The sequence below is a fragment of the Actinomadura nitritigenes genome, from assembly GCF_017573545.1.
Classification (GTDB): Bacteria; Actinomycetota; Actinomycetes; order Streptosporangiales; family Streptosporangiaceae; genus Spirillospora; species Spirillospora nitritigenes.
In genome coordinates this window covers 146,342-169,537 of record NZ_JAGEOK010000025.1, presented here as the reverse complement: position 1 = coordinate 169,537, position 23,196 = coordinate 146,342, and the positions used below count along the sequence as shown (strand labels likewise).

Sequence of the window (23,196 nt, the reverse complement as noted above, 5' to 3'; positions counted from 1 at the left end):
GGTGGGGCATGAGGGCCTCCTGCGGTGTCGGCGTAGATGTCGCAATCCACACCGAACCCGGAGGCCCTCCCTCATTCCAAGATCATCCGACCGTGTCCCCGCGTTCACAACCTCCATAGACAGAACACCTAGCGGGCCGGACCATCCCGCCGCGGGCGGCAGACTGTAGGGGTGCCCTCTACGCTGCCCGACGGTGATCCCGTACCCGCCGACGGCGCGCTGCCCGGCAGCGCGCTGGAGGGCCTGGGCACGCGGCCGTTCGCGTTCTATGTGCACGTGCCCTTCTGCGTGACCCGGTGCGGCTACTGCGACTTCAACACCTACACGGCCACCGAGCTCGGGCCGGGCGCGAGCCGCGACTCCTACGCCGACACCGCCGTCGCCGAGGTCCGCATGGCCCGCAGGGTGCTCGGCGACGCGGACCTCCCCGTCCAGACGGTCTTCGTGGGCGGCGGCACACCGACCCTCCTCGCGCCCGACGATCTGGGACGCGTCCTGGCGGCCATCGACGCCGAGTTCGGCCTCGCATCGGGCGCCGAGGTCACCACCGAGGCCAACCCCGAGTCGGTGGACGAGGCCTACGTGGCGAAGCTCCGCGAAGTCGGTTTCACGCGCGTCTCCTACGGCATGCAGAGCGCGCGCGAGCACGTCCTGGCCGTCCTGGAGCGGACCCACACGCCCGGCCGCGTCCCCCAGGTCGTCGAGTGGACGCGCAAGGCGGGCTTCGAGCACATCAACCTCGACCTCATCTACGGCACGCCGGGCGAGACCGACGATGACTGGCGCGCGTCCCTGGAGGCCGCTCTCGCCTGCGAGCCCGACCACGTGTCCGCGTACGCGCTCATCGTCGAGGAGGGCACCCGCCTGGCGGCGCAGGTGCGGCGCGGGGAGCTCACCGCCCCCGACGACGACGCCATGGCCGACCGCTACCTGATCGCCGACGATCTTCTCGGTGCGCACGGCCTGCACTGGTACGAGATCTCGAACTGGGCCTCGTCCCCGGAGGCCGCCTGCCGCCACAACCTCCTGTACTGGACGGGCGCGGACTGGTGGGGCGTCGGCCCCGGCGCCCACAGCCACGTCGGCGGCACCCGCTGGTGGAACGTCAAGCACCCCGCCGCGTACGCCGCCCGCCTCGCCGAGGGCACGACGCCCGCGTACGCGCGCGAGGTCCTCGCCGCCGACGACCGCCGCATCGAGCGGATCATGCTGGAGCTCCGCCTCGCGGACGGCTGCCCCGCCGATCTCCTCGACGCCGCCGCCGTCCGCCGCGCCGTCGCCGACGGCCTGATCGACCCGGGCCCGTACGAGCGCGGCCGCGCCGTCCTCACCCGCCGGGGCCGCCTCCTGGCCGACGCCGTGACCCGCGACCTGACCTGACCTGACCGGCCCGCCGCGACCAGAACCTCGATCCCCAGTCCACGGTCAGACCCCGCGCGATCCAAACCCCAGCCCCGGCAGGTTCAACCCGCCCCGGCAGGTTCAACCCCAGCCCTGGCAGGTTGAACCCCAGCCCCGGCAGGTTGAACCCCGCCCGGGTGGATTGAAGCCCAGCCCGGCAGGTTGAACGCCAGCCCGGCAGGTTGGACCTCAGCCACCTCACGGGCAGGCACGCGGAGCGAGCGCCGGCGAGCGCAGCGGGCATGCCCGCCGGTCGTGAGGCCGTTTCACGCGGAGCTCTAGCGGAGCGGGGAAACGGCCTCACGACCGTGACGGGGGTTCCAGGGGGTCGCCCCCCTGGGAAAACACTAGCCGCACACGAAGTCGATGAGTTCCTCGACGCGGCCGAGGAGGGCCGGTTCGAGGTCGGTGTAGGTGGTGACGGAGCCGAGGATGCGCTTCCAGCCGGCGCGGACGTCGTCGTCCCAGCCGAGGGCGGCGAGGACGCCCTCCTTCCATGGGACGCCGCGGGGGATGCGGGGCCATGCGGGGATGCCGACGGCGGCGGGTTTGACGGCTTCCCAGATGTCGATGAAGGGGTGGCCGGTGACGAGGACGTGCGGGGACGACACCTGCGCGGCGATCCGGCTCTCCTTGGAGCCCTCCACGAGGTGGTCGACCAGCACGCCGAGGCGGCGGCCCTCGTCCGGGGCGAACTCCTCGACGATCGCGGGCAGGTCGTCCACGCCCTCGAGGTACTCGACGACGACGCCTTCGACGCGCAGGTCGTGCCCCCAGATCTTCTCGACCAGCTCGGCGTCGTGGACGCCTTCCACGTAGATGCGGCTCTCCTTGGCGACCCGGGCGCGCAGCCCCTGGACCGCGATGGACCCGGACGCCGAGCGGGCCGGGGCGGCGGGTCCCGGGGCGGGCCGGACGAGGGTGACCGGCTTGCCGTCGATCAGGAAGCCGGCCTTGGTGAGGGGGAACACCCGGCGCTTGCCGAAGCGGTCCTCCAGCGTGACGCCGAACTTGTCGCAGCCGACGACGGCGCCGCAGAAACCGCTGTCGGGGTCCTCGGCGACCAGGCCCGGCTCGGCCGGGACCTCCGGGATCCGCCCCTTGCGGGGGCGGCGCCAGTCGCCGGCGAGCACGTCGTCTCCGTAGTTCTTGCTCCGCACGGTTCCGCACACTAACGGCCGGGATAAGATCACGCAGCCGCGCGCGGCTCCGTGGCGGGCCGCGCCCCCCGGAACGTCCCCGCCGGGCCGTACACTTGGCACTCGGAACTACGGAGTGCCAGCAAGGCCCTGTCGGCGGTATATCTGGACGTGAGGACTGTGGAAGGTGCAGAAGGAGGTGACCAGGTGCTGGACGACCGGAAACTCGCGGTGCTGCGCGCCATAGTCGAGGACTATGTCTCCACGAACGAGCCGGTGGGCTCCAAGGCCCTGGTGGACCGGCACAACCTCGGCGTCTCTTCCGCGACGATCCGCAACGACATGGCGGTGCTGGAGGAGCAGGGGTACATCGCCCAGCCGCACACGAGCGCGGGGCGGATCCCCACCGACAAGGGATACCGGCTGTTCGTCGACCGGCTGTCCACGATCAAGCCGCTGTCGGTCGCCGAGCGCCGCGCGATCGAGACGTTCCTCTCCGGCGCCTACGACCTCGACGACGTCGTCGGCCGCACCGTCCGGCTGCTCGCGCAGCTGACCCGGCAGGTCGCGGTCGTGCAGTACCCGTCGCTGACGCGCTCGTCGGTGCGGCACGTGGAGCTGGTCCCGGTCGCCGAGGGCCGGCTGCTGCTGGTGCTGATCACCAACACCGGGCGGGTCGAGCAGCGCGTCATCGAGACGGGGAAGATCTCCGAGGAATCCGTGGGGCACCTGCGGGCGTTGCTCAATACGTGCCTGGACGGGCTGGGCTTCGGCGACGTGCCGTCCGCCGTCGCGGACCTGCCGGACAAGGTGGGCCCGGACGAGCGGCCGGTGGCGGCCGCGGTCCTGTCGGTCCTGCTGGAGACCCTCGTCGAGAACCACGAGGAGAAGATCGTCTTCGCCGGCGCGGCGAACCTGGCCGCCGTCGACTTCTCGCAGAGCCTGCGGGAGGTGCTGGTGGCGCTTGAGGAGCAGGTGGTCCTCATGCGGCTGCTCGGCGAGACCGGCGACTCCTCTACGCTTACGGTGCGGATCGGCACCGAGAACCCCGATGAGGGGCTCCGTTCGACCTCGGTCGTCGCAGCCGACTACGGCGTCGGCGACCTCACGCTGGCCCGGCTGGGTGTGCTCGGGCCGACACGCATGGATTACCCCGGCACGATGGGAGCGGTACGGGCAGTGGCACGCTACGTGGGACAGATCCTGGCGGGGTCGTAAGTGGCCAACGACTACTACGCGACCCTCGGCGTCCGCCGGGACGCCAGCGCCGACGAGGTCAAGAAGGCGTACCGGCGGCTCGCGCGCGAGCTGCACCCGGACGTCAACCCGGACCCGGAGACGCAGGAGAAGTTCAAGGAGATCACCCAGGCCTACGAGGTGCTCTCCGACCCGAAGAAGCGCGAGATGTACGACCTCGGCGCGGATCCGTTCGCGCCGGGCGGCGCGGGCGCGGGCGCCGGCGGTTTCGGCGGCGCCGGGTTCCCGTTCAGCGACATCATGGACGCCTTCTTCGGCACCGCGACCTCCCGCGGTCCCCGTTCGCGCGCGCGCCGGGGCCGCAACGCGACGCTGCGCGTCGAGCTGGACCTGGCGGAGACCGCGTTCGGCACGACCCGCGAGCTGTCGATCGACACCGCGGTCGCCTGCACGACCTGCGAGGGGACGGGCTGCGCGCCCGGCACCCACCCGGAGACCTGCGAGACCTGCCACGGCCGCGGCGAGGTCCAGCAGGTGCAGCGCTCCTTCCTCGGGCAGGTCATGACGGCCCGGCCGTGCCCCGCCTGCGGCGGGTTCGGCTCGGTGATCCGGCACCCGTGCACCGAGTGCTCCGGCGACGGCCGGGTCCGCACCCGGCGCACCGTCAAGGTCAAGATCCCGGCGGGCGTGGAGAACGGCATCCACATCCAGCTCGCCGGCGAGGGCGAGGTCGGCCCCGGCGGCGGCCCGCCCGGCGACCTGTTCCTGGAGATCGCCGAGAAGCCGCACCCGATCTTCGAGCGGGAGGGCGACGACCTGCACTGCACGGTCGAGATCCCGATGACCGCCGCCGCGCTCGGCACCAGCGTCACGATCGAGACGCTGGACGCCGCCGAGGAGGTGGACATCAAGCCCGGTACCCAGTCCGGCCAGGTGATCACGCTCTACAACCGGGGCGTGCGGCACCTCAACGAGAGCGGCCGCGGCGACCTGATGATCCACGTGAACGTGGAGACGCCGGGCAAGCTCGACGAGGAGCAGGAGGAGCTGCTGCGCCGGCTCGCCGCGCTGCGCGGCGAGGAGCGCCCGCCCGGCAAGTTCGCGCCGGGGCAGCGCGGCATGTTCTCCCGCCTCAAGGACGTTTTCAACCAGCACTGAAGAGCCACCGTGGCGGGCTACCGCGAGGGCCGCGACGGCACGCCGCCGGCTCCGGGCGGGCCCGCCGCCGGCGGCCCGGGGGGAGGGCGATGAGTCCGCCGGTGTTCCTCGCCGACCCGGGGCGGCTGCGCGCCGACCGGGTCGTCCTGGACGGCGCCGAGGGGCGGCACGCCGCGACCGTGCGGCGGTTGCGGCCCGGTGAGCGGGTCGACCTGACCGACGGCGCCGGGCTGCTCGCCGAGTGCGTGGTCGCGGCGGCCGACAAGGCGTCCCTGACCCTGGACGTGCTGTCCCGCCGCACGGACCCGGCGCCCGCGCCGCGCCTCGTGGTCGTCCAGGCGCTGCCGAAGGGCGACCGGGGCGAGCTGGCCGTGGAGACCATGACCGAGGCCGGCGTCGACGAGATCGTCCCGTGGGCGGCGGCCCGGTGCGTGACGCAGTGGCGCCCGGAGCGCCGCGAGAAGGCCCTCGGGCGGTGGCGCGGCGCCGCGCGGGAGGCGGCGAAGCAGGCCCGCCGCAGCCGCCTGCCGGAGGTGCCGGAGCTGGCGTCCACCGGCGACGTCGCCGACCGGATCGCGGCCGCGTCGCTCGCGCTCGTCCTGCACGAGGACGCCCGGGAGCCGCTCAGCGCCGTCCAGCCGCCCGAGGACGGGGACATCGTCCTGGTGGTCGGCCCCGAGGGCGGGATCGCCGACGAGGAACTGGAGCGCTTCGCCGCGGCGGGCGGGCGTCCCACCCGGCTCGGCCCGACGGTGCTGCGGACCTCGACGGCCGGGGTGGCCGCCGCGTCCGTGCTGCTGGCCGCCACCGGCCGCTGGTGACCCGCCCCCGGCGAGGCCGGGAGGCGGGCCGGAGGGCCGCGGCTACGGCGCGGAGGCGCCGGTGCCCTGGTCGGTGGTGACGGCGGGGGCGCTGGTGGGGGGCGGCGTCGGCTGCTCGGTCGTCTGCGTGGGCGTCGACGGCGGCGGAGTCGTCGGGGTCTCCGTCGGCGTCGGGCTCGTGGTGGGGCTGCCGCTCGGGCACGGCGAGGTGGACGCCTTGACGTGCTGCTTCGGCGCCCCGGACGACGTGGACGCCTTGGCGCCGCCGGCCCCGGCGGACCCGCACGGCGTGGGGCTGGACGAGACCGGCGGGGACGTCGGCGCCGACGCGGAGGCGGACCCGGACGTGCCGGGCTGCGACGGCGTCGGCGAGCCGGGGAGCACCGGACGGCCCTGCGAGTCGACGTGGTCGCCGGTGTGGTCGCCGTGGTCACCGCCGGACGGGCCGTTGCTTCCGACCGAGTGCTGGATGAGGTCGATCGTCTGCGGCGCGGTCACGCCGAGGCCGGCGATCGCCACGGCCGCGGCCACGGCGAGCGCGGGCCGCGCCCAGGTGAGGGCGAACCGGTCCAGCCCGTACCAGGCGGTGCCGAACCGTTCCAGGCCGAACCAGCGCCGGCGGCGCGGGTCGGCTATCCGGGCCCGGATGCGCTCCAGGCCGTCGTCGGCGGGTGTGACCGAGTCCGCCTCCGCGTGCAGGGCGCGGCGCAGGATCTCGCCGTGCTCGTCGTGGGGGTCGGTGGTCATGAGAACTGCTCCAGGACGTTGCGTAGCGCGGTCATGCCGCGCGCCGTATGGCTCTTCACGGCGCCTCGGGAGATCCCCATCGCGTTGGCGATCTCCGCTTCGGACAGATCGGCGTAGTAGCGGAGGACGAGCGCCTCCCGCTGGCGTGCGGGAAGCCGGGAGAGCGCGTCGATCACCGCCGAGCGTTCCAGTTCGCCGATCGCCCCGGCCTCCGCGCTCGGCGCGTCCGGCAGCCCCTTCGGGGCGTACTTCTCGACGACGGCGCGGTGCCGCAGCACCGATCGCGACCGGTTGACCACGGACTGGCGCAGGTACGACAGGGCCTTGTCGGGATCGCGCAGGCGGCGCCAGCCGCCGTGCATCGCCACGAACGCGTCCTGGACGACCTCTTCGGCCGTCCCCGAGTCGCGCACGAGCATGGCGGCGAGACGCACGAGCGAGCGGTAGTTGGCGCTGTAGAGCGCGGTCACCGCCTGATCGGCGTCCCAGGCGACGGCCACGGCCCCCGCCGTTCCCCTGGCCACGAGGGTCTCGGTCACGTCAGTGGGACGCGCACCCTGGCCGTTGGGTTTACGAAAGGGCATTTTCCTGAGGACCTCGGTCACCTATCCGCCGCCTTCACCGCCCCCCGGCCGCCTTTCGGACGGACCTTTCGGACCGGCATCGAACCAGGTGTCCCCACCCGCGCGAAGACGCGGCAACGCCCTCGGACCGGGGGGTACGCCCTGAGTTGACAACCTTAACCAGTGGCCGGTCGGAATGCGGCTCGACAACCGGAGATCGACGCCGGAAACCTTAGCGATCTTGGGGCGCCGCGGACCATCCCCGGACCGGTCTCGATAGGATCTCGGGACGCGGTTCCGGCCGCCGTGAGGGGAGACAGATGACCGACTGCCTGTTCTGCAAGATCGTTTCCGGGGACGTGCCCGCGAAGGTCGTCCGGGACTCCGAGCGCGTGCTGGCCTTCCGCGACATCAACCCGCAGGCGCCCACGCACGTGCTGGTCATCCCCAAGATCCACCACCCCACGGCCGCCGAGCTGGCCGCCGCCGACCCGGCGCTGCTGTCCGAGGTCCTGGGCGAGGCCCACCGGGTCGCCGTGGACGAGGGCATCGACGGCACCGGCTACCGGATCGTCTTCAACACCGGCGCGCAGGCCGGCCAGACGGTCTTCCACGTGCACGCGCACGTGCTCGGCGGGCGTGGCCTGAACTGGCCGCCCGGCTGACCGCCCGGAGCTGATCGCCCGGAGCTGTCCGGCCGGGGGCGGCCGGACAGCCGGCCCGGGGGCGCGTGATCGGGTGCGGGTAAAAGCGGCGGCGTTCCGTCGGGGCCGCCCAGTACCATGGAAACGCAACCCAGGACACCCGGAGCGAACAGAAGGCAGGTCGGAGAGGCCGCAAGGCCCGGCTGATGGTCGAATCAACTCACACGAGGTCAACTCGGACGGGGCGTGACGACGGCGCACGCTCCCAGATAAAGATCGTGGTGCCGGACGACCATTCGATGGTGAGCCTTCTCGGCTCCCGGGACGAGCTCCTGCACGCGGTCGAGCGCGCGTTCGGCAGCGCCGTCGACGTGCACGTCCGCGGCAACGAGATCACGGTGACCGGCCCCGAGAGCGAGACCGGTCTCGCGTCCCGGCTGTTCACGGAGATGCTGGAGCTGCTCAGGAACGGCGCCCAGCTCACCCCCGACGCGGTCGAGCGCAGCCTCGCGATGCTGCGCGGCGAGGGCGGCGAGCGCCCGGCGGAGGTCCTCACCCTGGACGTGCTGTCCAGCCGGGGCCGCACCATCCGCCCGAAGACGCTGAACCAGCGCCATTACGTCGACGCGATCGACAAGCACACGATCGTCTTCGGCATCGGCCCGGCGGGCACCGGCAAGACGTACCTGGCGATGGCCAAGGCCGTCCGCGCGCTGCAGGACAAGAAGGTCAACCGGATCATCCTGACGCGCCCGGCGGTCGAGGCGGGCGAGCGGCTCGGCTTCCTGCCGGGGACGCTCTACGAGAAGATCGACCCCTACCTGCGGCCGCTCTACGACGCGCTGCACGACATGGTCGACCCCGACTCGATCCCGCGGCTGATGGCCGCCGGCACCATCGAGGTCGCGCCCCTCGCCTACATGCGGGGCCGCACCCTGAACGACTCGTTCATCATCCTCGACGAGGCGCAGAACACCTCGCCCGAGCAGATGAAGATGTTCCTCACCCGGCTCGGGTTCGGGTCGAAGGTCGTGGTGACCGGCGACGTCACCCAGGTCGACCTGCCGAACGGGCAGCTGAGCGGGCTCCGCGTCGTCCAGGACATCCTGGAGGGCGTCGAGGACATCCACTTCTCCCGGCTGGACAGCCGCGACGTCGTCCGGCACAAGCTGGTGACCGACATCGTCGACGCCTACAACCGGTATGACGAGTCGCGGGTGCCGGAGTTCAAGCAGGGCGCGAACGGCCGCGGCGCGCCGCGCAAGCGGGGGCGGCAGTGAGCATCGAGGTGCTGAACGAGTCGGGCGCCGCGGTCGACGAGAAGGGCATCGCCGCGCTCGCCCGGCACGTCCTGGACGGCATGCGCGTCCACCCCCTCGCCGAGCTGTCGATCCTGTTCGTCGACGAGGCCGCGATGACCGAGCTGCACGAGAAGTGGATGGACGAGCCCGGCCCCACGGACGTGCTGTCGTTCCCCATGGACGAGCTGCGCCCCGGCCACATGTCCGGCGGAGCCGACGAGGACGGCGAGACCGACCCGGGCCTGCTCGGGGACGTCGTGCTGTGCCCGTCGGTCGCCGAGAAGCAGGCGAGGGAGGCCGGGCACTCCACCGAGGACGAGCTGGAACTGCTGTGCACGCACGGCATCCTGCACCTCCTCGGCTACGACCACGCCGAGCCGGAGGAGCACAAGGAGATGTTCGGCCTGCAGGCCGGCCTGCTCGCCTCCTGGCGGGAGGAACGCGGCCGCTGATGAGCACCGCGCAGGGGTGGCTGACCGCCCTGGCGGTGGGCCTGGTCCTGATGGCGGGCCTGCTGGCCGGCGCCGAGACCGCGCTCGCCCGCGTCTCGCGGGTCACCGTCGAGGAACTCGTCCGCGAGAACCGTCGCGGCGCCACCAAGCTCGCCGAGGTCGTCGCCGACCCGGCCCGCTACGTGAACATGGTCCTGCTGCTGCGGATCGGCTGCGAGCTGGTCGCCACCGTCATCGTCGCGGACCTGTGCATCTCCTGGCTGGACGAGACCTGGCGCGCCTACGTGGTCGCCGCCGCGATCATGATCGTGGTCAGCTACGTCGTGATCGGGGTGGGGCCGCGCACGCTCGGCATCCAGCACGCCGGCCGCATCGCGCTCGCCGGGGCCGCGGTGATCCACCCCGTCACCCGGGTGCTCGGGCCGCTGCCCCGCCTGCTGATCGCGCTCGGCAACGCCCTCACCCCCGGCCGCGGCTTCCGCGAGGGCCCGTTCGCGTCCGAGGCCGAACTGCGGGACCTCGTCGATCTCGCCGAGCAGCGCAGCCTGATCGAACCGGACGAGCGGCAGATGATCCACTCGGTGTTCGAGCTGGGCGACACCCTGGTCCGCGAGGTCATGGTGCCCCGCACCGACATCGTGTTCATCGAGCGCGGCAAGACCCTGCGGCAGGCGATGTCGCTGGCGCTCCGCAGCGGCTTCTCCCGCATCCCCGTCGTCGGCGAGAACGAGGACGACGTCGTCGGCATCGCCTACCTGAAGGACGTCGTCCGCCGCAGCCAGGAGAACCCCGGCGGCGAGGCGGTCGAGACCGTCGGCTCGATCATGCGGGACGCGACGTACGTCCCCGACAGCAAGCCGATCGACGAGCTGCTCCGCGAGATGCAGGCCCGCCAGATCCACCTCGCCGTGGTGATCGACGAGTACGGCGGCACCGCCGGCCTCGTCACCATCGAGGACATCCTGGAGGAGATCGTCGGGGAGATCACCGACGAGTACGACCGGGAGATCCCGCCGGTGACCTGGCTCGACGACGGCGCCGCCCGCGTCACCGCCCGGCTCCCCGTCGAGGACCTCGCCGAGCTGTTCGACGTCGAGCTGGACGCCGAGGAGGTCGAGACGGTCGGCGGCCTCCTCGCGCACGCCCTCGGCCGCGTCCCGATCGAGGGCTCCACCGCCGAGGTCGGCCCCGCCGACGGCGACGCCCCCGTCCTGTCCCTCAAGGCCGAGACGATCGCGGGCCGCCGCAACCGCGTGGGCACCGTCCTGGTACGCCGGCTCGGTTGACCCAGGGGCGCCCCCCTGGAACCCCCGTTGCGACGGACATGCCCGCTAGCGGTGGCTGAGGCTCAGACTGCCGGGGCCGGGGTGCACGGCGCCGGAGCCCAAGGGCTAGTGCTGGCGCGGGCCGCAGCGGCCGTCTTAGCGCGGGCTGAGGCCCAGCGGAGGGCCGGGCTTCGGCCTGGGGGCTGGGCATACGCTGCGGCTGCGGGACGGCGTCCGCCTGCCGCAGGCTGAAGCTGAGGACCGGGGGGCGGGGTCAGATGGTGGTGCGGAGGTCGCCGTTGGGGGCCGCCACGAGGACGGGGGCCTTGGGGCCGAGGTCGCGGACGGCGGCCACGTCGGCGGGGTCGGCGGTCTCGGCGGCGGTGACGACGGCGGCGGCCTCGAGGTCCTCGGCGCCGCTGGAGACGGCCATCGCGACCGCGACCTTGAGGGCCGACAGCTTCAGCGACGGCAGGTCCACGCTCGTGGCGGAGTAGGTACGGCCCGTCTCGTCCCGGACGGCGGCGCCCTCGGCGGCGCCCGCGCGCGCCCGGGCGGACCGGGCGAGAGTGATGATCTTCGCGTCCTCGGGGTTCAGCTCGCTCACGAGCACAGCGTACGGCCTGCGTGCGGACGGCAGGGCAGCGGCCTCGCGGGCGCCGCCGGGAGCCCCCGCGGCAGTCGGTGATCTTCGCCGGGTCCACGGTGCCGCCGGCGGTCCCGGTCCAGGGCCCCATATTCCGGATGGTCGTGGGGTCGTTCGGTGTGGGCGACAATTGGGGGGTGACGAGCAGCGGAGACGTGATGGGCGGGGCCGCGCCCGAGGGGTACCGGGCGGGGTTCGCCTGCTTCATCGGGCGGCCCAACGTGGGGAAGTCGACCCTGATGAACGCGCTGGTCGGCACCAAGGTGGCGATCACCAGCAGCCGGCCGCAGACGACCCGGCGGGCGATCCGCGGGATCGTGCACCGGCCGGACGCGCAGCTCGTCGTGGTCGACACGCCGGGCCTGCACAAGCCCCGGACGCTGCTGGGGGAGCGGCTGGACAGCCTCGTCCGGTCCACGCTGACCGAGGTGGACGTGATCGGGTTCTGCGTCCCGGCGGACCAGCCCGTCGGCCCCGGTGACAAGTACATCGCGCGGGAGCTGGCGGCGGTGAAGCGGACACCGGTGGTGGCGATCGTCACCAAGACCGACCTGGCCGCGCCGGAGCAGGTCGCCGAGCAGCTCCTCGCGGTGGGGCGGCTCGGCGAGTTCGCCGACATCGTGCCGTGCTCGGCGGCGGACGGCTTCCAGGTCGGCCTCGTCGGCGACCTGCTGATCTCGCGGCTGCCCGAGGGCATGCCGCTGTACCCGGAGGGCGACCTCACCGACGAGCCCGAGCAGGTCCTCATCGGCGAGCTGATCCGCGAGGCCGCGCTGGAGGGCGTCCGCGACGAACTGCCGCACTCGATCGCCGTCGTCGTGGACGAGATGAACCCGCGCGAGGGCCGCGACGACCTGATCGACGTCTACGCGCACCTGTTCGTCGAGCGGTCCAGCCAGAAGGGCATCATCATCGGGCACAAGGGCGCCCGGCTGCGCGAGGTGGGCGCGGCGGCGCGCCGGCAGATCGAGGCGCTTCTCGGCACGAAGGTCTTCCTCGACCTGCGGGTCAGCGTGCTCAAGGACTGGCAGCGCGACCCGAAGCAGCTGCGGCGGCTGGGCTTCTACGACTGACCGGTGCGGTGCTCACTCCTGTTCCGGCTGCGGCGACGGGCGGACGGGTGCGCCGGAGGGCCGCTGGTCGGGGTGCGGCTCATCGGCGTCGCGCTCCCGGACCTGCGCGTCCTCGGGACCCTGCGCGTCCCCCTGGCCCTGCGCTTCCCCCTGGCCCCATGCCTGCGGCTCCTCGTGGCTCTGCCCCCAGGACCGCGCTTCCTCAGGGGCCTGGCCCCAGGCATGTCCCTCCTCGGGCCACGCGGCGCCCTGCTCGGCCCAGTACCGCTGCTGCTCCGCGTACTGCTGCGCCGCCGCGTACTGCTGCGCCGCGTACTCCTGCCCCTGCCCGTCCCTGCCCGCCAGCCGGTCGGAAATGGGGCGGACGAGGCTGAAGACGGCCAGCAGCAGGCTCATCGCGACCGCCAGGAACCAGCCGTAGCGGAGGCTGACCTGGTAGGTGAGGTTCAGGCCGTAGTTCGGCATGCGGTCGGGCACGTGGCCGAGCCGCAGCACGAAGATGCCGCAGGTGACCAGCGACAGCACGGCCGGGACGGCGGCGAGCGCGCCGATCCGCGGGTCCCGGGAGACCAGGTTCCAGAACGCCATCACGATCGCCACCACCGCCAGCACGGGGACCGCGAGGACGAGGTTGTCGGCGTCGATACCGGCCACGCTGCCCTGGTCGCGGACGAGGGACCGGCCGAACAGGTCGAGGACGGTCTGGGCGTGCGCCCACGGCAGGAACGCCGACACCACCAGGACGGCGGAGGCGGCGATCACGGCGAGGTCCCAGCCGGCGCGGCGCGGCGGCGCGGGCGGCGCCGGCGGCGGGCCGGGATCGGCGGGCACCGCGTCCGGCGGGGCCCCCTCGGGCGGCAGGAAGGACGGCCGCGGCCGCGCGCGGCCGGCGTCGGAACCCAGGTCACCGGTCATGAACCCAGCGTAAACGGAGCGGCCCGGTTCGCCGGGACGGCCACGTCGGCGGCGCCGGGTCGGTACTTTGGAGCGAAGTCCGTTTTGGGAGGAGAGCCCCGGTGTTGCTCGTTTTCGGGCTGACGGTCGTCTTCCGCACGGTGGGCGAGGGCACGTTCCACTGCCCGCAGTGCGGTGGCGACCGCGCCTATCGGAGGCGGGCCGCGCGGCGCTGGTTCAGCCCGTTCTTCGTGCCGCTGATCCCGCTGTGGCGGCTCGGGCACGCGGTGGAGTGCCGCTCGTGCCGCGGCCGCTTCCCGGTGTCGGTGCTGCGGGCGCCGACCGCGCAGCAGATGGCGGCGGCGCTGCCCGCCGGCATGCGCGCCGCCGCGGCGCTGGTGCTGCGCTCGGGCGCGCCGCAGGACGAGGCGGCCCGCGCCCGCGCGATCGAGACCGTCACCCGCTACGGAGAGCCCGGCTACGACGACGACGCCATCGACGCCGATCTGGTGGTGGCGCCGGTGTTCCTGGGCCAGGAGGTCGAGCGGGCGGGCGCCCATCTCGCCGTGGAGGCGAAGGAGTGGTTCCTCGCCGAGGCCGTCCGCATCGCGCTGGCGGACGGCCCGCTCGACGAGGGGGAGCGGCAGGCGCTGCACGCCGTCGCCGAGCTGCTCGGCATGTCCCGCGCGTACGCGCTGGGCGTGATCGTCACCACCGAGGGGGCGTCCCGCTGACATGGAGCCCGCCGATACCCTGCCCGGTCCCGGCACGGCCCTCGTGCGGCCGCCGGGGCCGCGCCTCGCCGAGGGGATCGTCACGCACATCGGGCGCCGGCCGGTCGACACGGCGCTCGCCGCGCGGCAGCACGAGGCGTACGTCGCGGCGCTGCGGGCGTCCGGGCGGCACGTGCGGGCGGTGCCGCCGGCCGACGACCATCCGGACGCGGTGTTCGTCGAGGACACGGTGGTGGTGTGCGGCGACCTGGCGGTGCTCGGCAGGTCGGGGGAGACGCTCCGGCGCGGCGAGACGGCCGGCACCGAGCAGGCGGTGCGCGAGCTCGGGCTGCGGGTCGAGCGGATCAAGGCGCCGGGCACCCTGGACGGCGGGGACGTGCTGTGCGTCGGCGACACCGTGTACGTCGGGCGCGGCGCGCGCACCAACGAGGAGGGCATCTGCCAGCTCGCCCACCTGCTGGGCGGGCGGCGGGTGGTGCCCGTCGACACCCGGGGGTGCCTGCACTTGAAGTCCGCGATGACGGCGCTGCCCGACGGCAGCCTCGTCGGGGTGCCGGAGATGGTGGACACCTCGGTGCTGCCGTTCATCCGGGTCGTCCCGGAGCCGGCGGGCGCGCACGTGGTGCTGCTCGGCCCCGACCACGTGCTGATGGCGGCGTCCGCGCCGCGCACGGCGGCGCAGTTCGCCGCGGACGGGCTGCGGGTGACCAGCGTCGACATCAGCGAGTTCGAGGCGCTGGAGGGCTGCGTGACCTGCCTGTCCGTGCTCGTCCCCTGACACGGCTGCCGGGAATGCGCGGTGGGCCGGGCGTCGTTGGAGGAGACGTCAGGGGCCCTTGGTGTCTCAGTATGCGGACGATGGTTTCCGTAACTGGGACGTCGTCTGTTACGTTGACAGACGTGTTGCGTGAGCTGCTCCTCCTTAGCGGCCGCAGCGGGGGCCTGTAACAAGGTCGGCTCCCTCGCTGCGGGACTTCGTTATGGACGTCGGCCGTGAGGTTCGAGCAGAGGGATCACATCGGATGTATCCGCGACAGCAGTCTTCCGGCATGCCGTTCGAGCGCTACCGGCCGTTCACTCCGGTCAAGCTGACGGACCGGACCTGGCCGGACAAGGTCATCACCGAGGCGCCCCGCTGGTGCGCGGTCGACCTGCGGGACGGCAACCAGGCACTGATCGACCCGATGGACGCGCACCGCAAGCTCAAGATGTTCGAGCTGCTGGTACGGATGGGCTACAAGGAGATCGAGGTCGGCTTCCCGGCGGCCAGCCAGACCGACTACGACTTCGTCCGGCAGATCATCGAAGAGGACCGGATCCCCGGCGACGTGGTGATCCAGGTCCTGACGCAGGCGCGCCCCGAGCTGATCGAGCGGACCTTCGAGGCGGTGCGCGGCGCCAAGCAGGCGATCGTCCACCTGTACAACTCGACCAGCACGCTGCAGCGCCGCGTGGTGTTCGGGCAGGACAAGGACGGCATCACCGCCATCGCGGTCGAGGGCGCGAAGCTGTGCGCGAAGCTCGCCGAGGACATGGGCGACACCGAGATCTACTTCGAGTACTCGCCGGAGTCGTTCACCGGCACCGAGCTGGAGTACGCGGTCGAGGTCTGCAACGCCGTCAACGACGTGTGGAAGCCGACGCCGGACAGGAAGGTCATCGTCAACCTGCCGGCGACGGTGGAGATGGCGACGCCGAACATCTACGCCGACCAGATCGAGTGGATGAACCGGAACCTGGCCTACCGGGACTCGGTCGTCCTGTCGCTGCACCCGCACAACGACCGCGGCACGGCCGTCGCCGCCGCCGAGCTCGGCTACATGGCGGGCGCCGACCGCATCGAGGGCTGCCTGTTCGGCAACGGCGAGCGCACCGGCAACGTGTGCCTGGTCACCCTCGGCCTGAACCTGTTCACCCAGGGCGTCGACCCGCAGATCGACTTCTCCGACATCGATGAGATCCGCCGGACGGTCGAGTACTGCAACCAGCTGCCCGTGCACGAGCGGCACCCCTACGGCGGCGACCTGGTCTACACCGCCTTCTCCGGCTCGCACCAGGACGCCATCAACAAGGGCTTCGACCACCTCAAGCGGGACGCCGAGGCCGCCGGGACACCGGTGGACGACTACCGCTGGGAGGTCCCGTACCTGCCGATCGACCCGCACGACGTCGGCCGCACCTACGAGGCCGTCATCCGGGTCAACAGCCAGTCCGGCAAGGGCGGCGTCGCCTACATCATGAAGACCGAGCACTCGCTGGAGCTGCCGCGCCGGCTGCAGATCGAGTTCTCCCGCGTGGTGCAGGAGCACACCGACGACCAGGGCGGCGAGGTCACGCCCGAGCGGATGTGGGAGATCTTCGAGGAGGAGTTCCTCGCCAACGGCCCGCGCGCCGGGCTGCTGGCGCACCGCGCCACGTCCCGCGTCGACGAGAAGGACGTGCTCAGCTGCGACGTCCGCGTGGACGGCGAGATCCGCGAGATCGAGGGCGTCGGGAACGGCCCGGTGTCGGCGTTCGAGGACGCGCTCGCGTCCGTCGGGATCGGCGTGCGGGTGCTGGACTACGCCGAGCACGCGATGAGCGCGGGCGGCGACGCGCGCGCCGCCGCGTACGTCGAGTGCGACGTCAACGGCACGACGGTGTGGGGCGTCGGCATCGACGGCAACATCGTCACCGCCTCCCTGAAGGCCATGCTCTCCGCCGTCAACCGAGTAGCGCGCGGCTAGCCCCAGGGGGCGACCCCCTGGAACCCCCGTCACGGCCGGCAGGCTGTTTCGCGCTCCGCAGGAGCTCCGCGCGAAACAGCCTGCCGGCCGTCGGGCATGCCCGCTGCGCTCGCTGGCGCTCGCTCCGCTCGCTGGCGCTCGCTCCGCGTGCCTGCCCGTGGCCTGTGGTTGAGGTCTGGCCTTCCGCGGCTTTTTCAGCCGGGTTCCACCTCCAGGGCGGCTTGAGAGAGCAGGGGCGCGACCGTGTCGGAATGCGGAGGGCGGGCCGCAAGAAACGCAAGCGGTTTGCAAGGTGGCGTCGTATAGTTGCGGCATGACACGTCGACTGGCCGAGGTCGCCAAGAAGGTCGGGGTCAGCGAGGCCACCGTCAGCCGGGTCCTGAACGACAAGCCGGGCGTCTCCGACGCGACCCGCGCCGCCGTGCTGACCGCGCTGGACGTGCTGGGCTACGAGCGCCCGACGCAGCTGCGCGGCGAGCGGGCCCGGCTGGTCGGCCTGGTCCTCCCGGAGCTCGGCAACCCGATCTTCCCCGCGCTGGCCGAGGTGGTCGGCGGCGCGCTCGCCCAGCGCGGGTTCACACCGGTGCTGTGCACGCTGACGCCGGGCGGCCTGTCGGAGGCCGACTACGTGGAGATGCTCCTGCAGCAGCAGGCGTCCGGGGTGATCTTCGCGGGCGGGCTGTACGCCGAGGCGGACGCCCCGCACGATCACTACCACCGGCTGCAGGACGTGCGGCTGCCCGTCGTGCTGGTCAACGCGGCCAGCGAGAAGCTCAGCTTCCCGCAGGCGTCGACGGACGACGCCGTCGCCGCCGAGCAGGCGTTCGCGCACCTGCTGTCGCTCGGCCACGAGCGCATCGGCATGGTCCTCGGGCCCGAGGACCACGTGCCGTCCAACCGCAAGCTCGCCGCCGCCCGCGCCGCGGCCGAGCGCGCCGGCGTCGACCTGCCCGGCGCGTGGGTGCGGCGCAGCATGTTCTCCCTGGAAGGCGGCCAGGCCGTCACCGGACGGCTGATCCGCGACGGCGTCACCGGCGTCATCTGCGCCAGCGACCCCCTCGCGCTCGGCGTCATCCGCGCCGTGCGGCGGCTCGGCATGGCGGTGCCGGACGACGTTTCGGTCGTGGGCTATGACGACTCGGCGTTCATGAATTGCGTGAACCCGCCGCTCACCACCGTCCGGCAGCCCATCGAGTCGATCGGGCGCGCCGCCGTGACGCTGCTGGTGAGCCAGGTGGAGGGCGGGCCGGTCGCGGCGGAGGAACTGCTCTACGAGCCCGAGCTGGTCGTGCGCGCGTCCACCGCGCGGGTCAGGACCGCGCACGCCTGATCCGCGCCCCATCCGGACTGTCCGAAAGCCGCCCTCGCGCAGGGCGGCTTTCGTCGTTCTGCGGGCGCTTTCGCGTTGAATTCTTGGTCTTGTCGACTTCTTGCGAATATTCATTCATCTATTGCACTGTGATGTTGGTCTCTGTATGTTCCTCGCAATCGGCCGACCCAACGGCCCAGGAGGGAACCCCCATGAGATCCCGGATTCTCGCCACCGCGCTCGCCGCGGCCCTCGGCGCCACCGTCGCCGGCTGCGGCGGGAACGGCTCCGGTGGCAAGGACACCTCGCCCCTGGACGCCGGCACCAAGGTGTCGATCACGGTCGGCTGCATGCCGGCCAAGAGCCAGGCCGCGCAGCGCAAGGAGTGGCTGGAGGACGTCGCCGCGTTCCAGAAGCTGCATCCCAACATCACGGTCGTCGGCAAGGACGCCTTCCCCTGCATCGACCCGAACACCTTCCAGGCGAAGCTGGCGGGCGGGCAGATGGAGGACGTCTACTACGTCTACTTCACCGACGTGCGCGGCATCATCGCCAACGGCCAGGCCGCCGACATCACCCCGTACATCGGGCAGTCCAAGCAGTACCCGAACGTCGACCCGGCCGTCGAGAAGGTCTTCAAGGACGGCGGCAAGGTCTACGGCCTGCCCCGGCAGAACTACTCGATGGGCCTGTTCTACAACCGGACCCTGTTCAAGAAGGCCGGTCTCGACCCCGACCGGCCGCCCGCGACGTGGGCGGAGGTCCGCGAGGACGCCAAGAGGATCAGCGCTCTCGGCGACGGAACCGTGGGGTACGCCGAGTTCAGCGCCAAGAACCAGGGCGGCTGGCACTTCGCCACCTCGATCTACAGCCAGGGCGGCGACATGGTCACCGCCGACGGCAAGAAGACGGCGTTCGACAGCCCGCAGGGCAAGGCCGTCCTGCAGAACCTCAAGGACATGCGCTGGACGGACGACTCGATGGGCAGCAAGCAGCTGCTCGTCGACGCCGACGTGCAGCGGATGATGGCGGCCGGGAAGCTCGGCATGTACCTCGGCGCCCCCGACAACGCGACCGCGCTGGTCGACCAGTTCAAGGGCGAGTACGAGGACTACGGGATGGCGCCGATCCCCGGCTCGGCCGGCACGCTGATGGGCGGCGACGGCTACCTGTTCAGCCCCAAGGCGTCCCCGGAGAAGATCAAGGCCGGGCTGATGTGGCTCGACTACTACGCGCTCACCCCCGGCCAGGGCCAACTGAACTACGCGCGGGCCGCCAAGGACGGCCGGCCCGTCGGCATCCCGCAGCCGAAGCTGTTCGGCCAGAACGCGACGGGGGAGAAGGACCGGCGGCTGCGCGCGGACGCCGCGAACCTGCCCGTCGCGAACTTCAAGCCGTACGAGGACGCCTACGCCAGGGTGCCCGGGAAGCTGGAGCCGCCGCAGGCCCAGCAGCTCTACACGATCCTCGACTCGGTCGTCCAGGCCGTGCTGACCAGGCGTGACGCGAACATCGACCAGCTCCTCGCGGACGCGCGGAAGAAGGCCGACGCCGCGCTCGCGCGATCGGGAAGCTGACGCCCGCACCTCCGGGGCGCCGGTGCGCGCACCGCGCCGACGCCCCGGACCCGCCGTCCCACACCTGGAGTGACAGATGACCACAGCGCGGACGCTCGTCCGCCCCGCCGCCGCCCGGTCGCGGCGGCGCCCCTCGCGCACCCGGCGCACCGTGAAGCGCAACCTGACCGCGTACGGGTTCCTGTGCGGGGCGCTGATCTGCTTCGCGTTCTTCTCCTGGTGCCCGATCGTCCGCGAGGTGCTGCTCAGCTTCCAGAAGACGAACTTCGTCGGCGAGGCGCGCTGGGTCGGGTTCGACAACTTCCGCACCGTGCTCGCCGACCCCGGGTTCGTGGACGCGTGGGTCAACACGGCGGAGTTCACCCTGCTCGCACTGATCGTCGGGTACGTGGTCCCGTTCGCCATCGCGATCGTCCTGAACGAGCTGAAGCACGCCCGCGCCTACCTGCGGTTCGTCGTGTACCTGCCGGTGATGCTGCCCCCGGCGGTCGCGGTGCTGCTGTTCAAGTGGTTCTACGACCCCGGGCCCGGCCTGTTCAACCAGATCCTGCACGCCGCCCACCTGCCGGGGCTGAGCTGGCTCGACTCGACCGGCACCGCGCTGATCTCGCTGGTGATCGTGTCGACGTGGATGAACCTCGGCAGCGGGACGCTGATCTACCTGGCCGCGCTGCAGAGCATCCCCGGCGAGCTGTACGAGGCGGCGGAGCTGGACGGGGCCGGGCTGTTCCGCCGGATCCGGCACATCACGATCCCGCAGACCCGGCTGATCCTGCTGGTGATGCTGCTCCTGCAGATCATCGCGACGATGCAGGTGTTCATCGAGCCGTACCTGCTGACCGGCGGCGGCCCCGAGGGCTCCACCGTCACCGTCGCGTACCTGATGTACCAGTACGCGTTCAACTTCACCAATTTCGGCGGCGGCGGCGCGCTCGGCCTGATGCTGATGCTCGTCCTGATGGTGTTCTCCGCCGTCTACCTGCGCGTCTCGCGCGAGGAGGCGAGGTAGCCATGGCGGAGACGCGCACCCTCGTCTCGCCGCACACGCTCGGCACCCGGCGCGGCAGGGCGATCTACTGGACGACCCTCGTCTCGATCGTCGTGGTCTTCACGTTCGTGTTCGTGTTCCCGCTGTACTGGATGGTCACCGGCGCGATGAAGTCGCCGGACGAGCTGGCCGACGTCCCGCCGGGCGTCTTCCCGCACCATGTCGACCTGTCCGGATACCGGGAGGCGTGGCGGCAGCTCGACCTCGGCCTGTACCTGCGCAACACGCTCGTCTACGCGCTCGGCGCCTGGCTGTTCACGATGGGCGTCGACGTCACCGCCGCGTACGCGCTGTCGAAGCTGCGGCCGATGTTCGGCAGGGCCGTGCTCGGGCTCATGCTGGCGACGCTGATGGTCCCGCCGATGGTGATCCTGCTGCCCGCCTACCTGACCGTGAAGGACCTGCCGCTCCTGCACGTCGACCTGCTGAACACCCCGTGGGCGATCTGGCTGCCGGCCGCCGCGAACGCGTTCAACATCTTCCTGCTCAAGCGGTTCTTCGACTCGATCCCCACCGAGCTGCTCCAGGCGGCGGAGGTGGACGGCGCCTCGCCCGCGCGCATCCTCTGGTCGGTGGTGCTGCCGGTGTCGCGGCCGATCCTCGGCGTCGTGTCGATCTTCACGATCGTCAACGTGTGGCGCGACTTCGTCTGGCCGCTGCTGGTGCTGCCCGACTCGCACCGCAAGACGATCAGCGTCGCGATCTCGTCGCTGGCGGTGCAGGTGCCGCAGAACGTGCTGATCGGCTCGCTGGTGATCGCCAGCGTGCCCACCATCGTCGTCTTCTTCGTCTTCCAGCGGCACATCATGGCCGGCCTCACGGCGGGCGGGCTGAAGGGCTGACCCCCTCCGGCCGTCCCCTTTCCTCACGAGCAAGGAGTACTCGCATGCCCGAATCATGGTGGCGTGGCGCGGCGATCTACCAGGTGTACCCGCGCAGCTTCGCCGACGGGAACGGCGACGGCGTCGGCGACCTCGCCGGGCTGCGCGACCGGCTGCCGTACCTCGCCGGGCTCGGTGTCGACGCGCTGTGGCTGAACCCGTGGTACCCGTCCCCGATGGCGGACGGCGGCTACGACGTCGCCGACTACCGGGACGTCGAGGCGGTGCTCGGCACGCTCGCCGAGGCCGAGGCGTTCATCGGCGAGGCGCACGGCGCGGGCCTGCGGATCATCCTGGACGTGGTGCCCAACCACGCCTCGGACCGGTCGGCCTGGTTCCGGGAGGCGCTGGCCGCCGGGCCCGGCTCGCCCGAGCGGGAGCGTTTCTGGTTCCGTCCCGGACGCGGCGACGGGCCGCCGAACGACTGGCGCTCCATCTTCGGCGGCCCCGCCTGGACCCGCGTCCCGGACGGCGAGTGGTACCTGCACCTGTTCGCCCCCGAGCAGCCCGACTTCAACTGGAACAGCCCCGACGTCGTCCGCGAGTTCCACGACGTGCTGCGGTTCTGGTACGACCGCGGCGTGGACGGCATCCGGATCGACTCGGCGGCCCTGCTGGTCAAGGACCCGGACGCCGAACCGGACGGCAGCGACCCCTACACCGACCGCGACGGCGTCCACGACATCTACCGGGGCTGGCGGAAGGTCACCGACGAGTACCCCGGCCGGATGCTCGTCGGCGAGGTCTGGCTGCCCGACCAGGAGCGCTTCGCCCGCTACCTGCGGCCCGACGAGATGCACACCGCGTTCAACTTCGACTTCCTGAACTGCGCGTTCGAGCCGCACGCGCTCCGCAAGGTGATCGACACGACGCTCGCCACGCACGCCCCGCTCGGCGCACCCCCGACCTGGGTGCTGGCGAACCACGACGTCGTCCGGCCCGTCACCCGCTACGGCCGCGCCGACACCTCGTTCGACCTGCAGGACCGCCGGCACGGCGCGCCGACCGACCGGGCGCTCGGGGTGCGGCGGGCGCGCGCGGCGGCGCTGCTGGCGATGGCGCTGCCCGGCGCCGTCTACATCTACCAGGGCGAGGAGCTCGGGCTCCCCGAGGTCGAGGACCTCCCGGACGAGCTGCGCCAGGACCCGATCTGGCACCGGTCCGGGCACACCGACCCGGGCCGCGACGGGTGCCGCGTCCCGCTGCCGTGGTCGGGCGACCGGCCGCCGTTCGGGTTCGGCGGCGACCCGTGGCTGCCGCAGCCCGCCGACTGGAAGGACCTGACCGTCGAGGCGCAGGAGCCCGATCCCGGCTCGATGCTGAACCTCTACCGCGCCGCGCTCGCGCTCCGCCGCGAGCACCTCGGCGACGGCGGGATGACGTGGCTGCCGTCGGAGGAGAACGTGCTCGCGTTCACCCGCGACTCGGGCCTGACCTGCGCGGTCAATCTCGGCCCGGCGCCCGTCCCGCTCCCGTCCGGCGAGGTCCTGCTGGCGAGCGGCCCCCTGCCGGACGGCCTCCTGCCGCCCGACACCGCCGTCTGGACGCGCTGACCGGTCTCCTCGCACCGGCGCCCGGCCGCCGATCTTCTGCCGCTCCTCCCAGGCAGGTGTCCCACCC

22 protein-coding genes are annotated in these 23,196 nt (G+C 72.3%); 17 read left to right on the top strand and 5 right to left on the bottom strand.

All coding sequences use genetic code 11. From position 1 onward, the window contains the following. Positions 1-171: 171 nt before the first annotated feature. Entirely contained in the window at positions 172-1,380 is a 1,209-nt protein-coding gene (hemW, locus tag J4557_RS33590) for a radical SAM family heme chaperone HemW (RefSeq protein WP_208270790.1), read from the top strand. A gap of 368 nt (positions 1,381-1,748) precedes the next feature. Here the strand turns inward: hemW and J4557_RS33585 are convergent, their stop codons facing one another. After that, positions 1,749-2,561, bottom strand: a complete 813-nt coding sequence (locus J4557_RS33585; RefSeq protein WP_208270789.1) for a DUF3097 domain-containing protein — start codon at positions 2,559-2,561, stop codon at positions 1,749-1,751. A gap of 186 nt (positions 2,562-2,747) precedes the next feature. Here J4557_RS33585 and hrcA point away from each other — a divergent pair, with 186 nt between their 5' ends. The 3 genes from hrcA to J4557_RS33570 all read left to right on the top strand — a co-directional run bounded on the left by hrcA (position 2,748) and on the right by J4557_RS33570 (position 5,716). Beyond that, complete coding sequence (gene hrcA / locus J4557_RS33580) at positions 2,748-3,758, top strand: heat-inducible transcriptional repressor HrcA (RefSeq protein ID WP_208270788.1); 1,011 nt, start codon at positions 2,748-2,750, stop codon at positions 3,756-3,758. Continuing rightward, entirely contained in the window at positions 3,759-4,895 is a 1,137-nt protein-coding gene (dnaJ, locus tag J4557_RS33575; RefSeq protein WP_208270787.1) for a molecular chaperone DnaJ, read from the top strand. Between the two features lie 89 nt (positions 4,896-4,984). Continuing rightward, positions 4,985-5,716 carry a 16S rRNA (uracil(1498)-N(3))-methyltransferase gene (locus J4557_RS33570; protein ID WP_208270786.1) on the top strand — a complete coding sequence of 244 codons (732 nt, stop codon included), beginning with the start codon at positions 4,985-4,987 and terminating at the stop codon, positions 5,714-5,716. Between the two features lie 42 nt (positions 5,717-5,758). Here the strand turns inward: J4557_RS33570 and J4557_RS33565 are convergent, their stop codons facing one another. Together J4557_RS33565 and J4557_RS33560 are read right to left on the bottom strand one after the other, a co-directional pair. Beyond that, positions 5,759-6,463, bottom strand: coding sequence for a hypothetical protein (locus J4557_RS33565; protein WP_208270785.1), 705 nt, complete (start codon positions 6,461-6,463; stop codon positions 5,759-5,761). Further along, complete coding sequence (locus J4557_RS33560; protein ID WP_208270806.1) at positions 6,460-7,047, bottom strand: SigE family RNA polymerase sigma factor; 588 nt, start codon at positions 7,045-7,047, stop codon at positions 6,460-6,462. The genes J4557_RS33565 and J4557_RS33560 overlap by 4 nt, the downstream gene beginning before the upstream one ends. Positions 7,048-7,346: 299 nt before the next feature. On the opposite strand from J4557_RS33560, the gene J4557_RS33555 reads away from it, so the two are divergent. The 4 genes from J4557_RS33555 to J4557_RS33540 all read left to right on the top strand — a co-directional run bounded on the left by J4557_RS33555 (position 7,347) and on the right by J4557_RS33540 (position 10,709). Then, entirely contained in the window at positions 7,347-7,691 is a 345-nt protein-coding gene (locus J4557_RS33555; RefSeq protein WP_208270784.1) for a histidine triad nucleotide-binding protein, read from the top strand. 185 nt (positions 7,692-7,876) lie between these two features. Further along, positions 7,877-8,950, top strand: a complete 1,074-nt coding sequence (locus J4557_RS33550) for a PhoH family protein (RefSeq protein WP_208270783.1) — start codon at positions 7,877-7,879, stop codon at positions 8,948-8,950. Further along, entirely contained in the window at positions 8,947-9,423 is a 477-nt protein-coding gene (ybeY, locus tag J4557_RS33545; protein WP_208270782.1) for an rRNA maturation RNase YbeY, read from the top strand. Before J4557_RS33550 ends, ybeY begins: the two co-directional genes overlap by 4 nt. Next, positions 9,423-10,709: a hemolysin family protein gene (locus J4557_RS33540; protein ID WP_208270781.1), complete on the top strand. Its 1,287-nt coding sequence runs from the start codon at positions 9,423-9,425 to the stop codon at positions 10,707-10,709. Before ybeY ends, J4557_RS33540 begins: the two co-directional genes overlap by 1 nt. A 253-nt stretch (positions 10,710-10,962) precedes the next feature. Here the strand turns inward: J4557_RS33540 and J4557_RS33535 are convergent, their stop codons facing one another. Continuing rightward, entirely contained in the window at positions 10,963-11,295 is a 333-nt protein-coding gene (locus tag J4557_RS33535; RefSeq protein ID WP_208270780.1) for a cytidine deaminase-like protein, read from the bottom strand. A gap of 197 nt (positions 11,296-11,492) precedes the next feature. On the opposite strand from J4557_RS33535, the gene era reads away from it, so the two are divergent. After that, complete coding sequence (gene era / locus J4557_RS33530) at positions 11,493-12,407, top strand: GTPase Era (RefSeq protein WP_208270805.1); 915 nt, start codon at positions 11,493-11,495, stop codon at positions 12,405-12,407. Positions 12,408-12,419: 12 nt separating this feature from the next. On the opposite strand, the gene J4557_RS33525 is transcribed toward era, so the two are convergent. Beyond that, on the bottom strand, positions 12,420-13,322 hold the full coding sequence (locus J4557_RS33525) for a hypothetical protein (RefSeq protein ID WP_208270779.1): 903 nt from the start codon (positions 13,320-13,322) through the stop codon (positions 12,420-12,422). Positions 13,323-13,423: 101 nt separating this feature from the next. Between J4557_RS33525 and J4557_RS33520 the strand changes: the two genes are divergently transcribed. From J4557_RS33520 to J4557_RS33485, 8 genes are all read left to right on the top strand, one after another. Next, on the top strand, positions 13,424-14,035 hold the full coding sequence (locus J4557_RS33520) for a tellurite resistance TerB family protein (protein WP_208270778.1): 612 nt from the start codon (positions 13,424-13,426) through the stop codon (positions 14,033-14,035). A gap of 1 nt (position 14,036) precedes the next feature. After that, the gene (ddaH, locus tag J4557_RS33515; protein WP_208270777.1) at positions 14,037-14,813 is read left to right on the top strand and encodes a dimethylargininase; all 777 of its coding nucleotides are present in this window, start codon (positions 14,037-14,039) and stop codon (positions 14,811-14,813) included. Positions 14,814-15,057: 244 nt separating this feature from the next. Next, positions 15,058-16,761, top strand: a complete 1,704-nt coding sequence (leuA, locus tag J4557_RS33510) for a 2-isopropylmalate synthase (RefSeq protein WP_208270776.1) — start codon at positions 15,058-15,060, stop codon at positions 16,759-16,761. Between the two features lie 313 nt (positions 16,762-17,074). After that, a complete protein-coding gene (locus J4557_RS33505) occupies positions 17,075-18,091 on the top strand; it encodes a LacI family DNA-binding transcriptional regulator (RefSeq protein WP_208270775.1) in 1,017 nt (338 codons plus the stop codon). A gap of 191 nt (positions 18,092-18,282) precedes the next feature. Next, positions 18,283-19,647 carry an ABC transporter substrate-binding protein gene (locus J4557_RS33500; RefSeq protein ID WP_208270774.1) on the top strand — a complete coding sequence of 455 codons (1,365 nt, stop codon included), beginning with the start codon at positions 18,283-18,285 and terminating at the stop codon, positions 19,645-19,647. A gap of 76 nt (positions 19,648-19,723) precedes the next feature. After that, complete coding sequence (locus J4557_RS33495) at positions 19,724-20,656, top strand: carbohydrate ABC transporter permease (RefSeq protein ID WP_208270773.1); 933 nt, start codon at positions 19,724-19,726, stop codon at positions 20,654-20,656. Between the two features lie 2 nt (positions 20,657-20,658). Beyond that, the gene (locus J4557_RS33490) at positions 20,659-21,537 is read left to right on the top strand and encodes a carbohydrate ABC transporter permease (RefSeq protein WP_208270772.1); all 879 of its coding nucleotides are present in this window, start codon (positions 20,659-20,661) and stop codon (positions 21,535-21,537) included. A gap of 44 nt (positions 21,538-21,581) precedes the next feature. After that, positions 21,582-23,129 carry a glycoside hydrolase family 13 protein gene (locus J4557_RS33485; RefSeq protein WP_208270771.1) on the top strand — a complete coding sequence of 516 codons (1,548 nt, stop codon included), beginning with the start codon at positions 21,582-21,584 and terminating at the stop codon, positions 23,127-23,129. Positions 23,130-23,196: the final 67 nt, after the last annotated feature.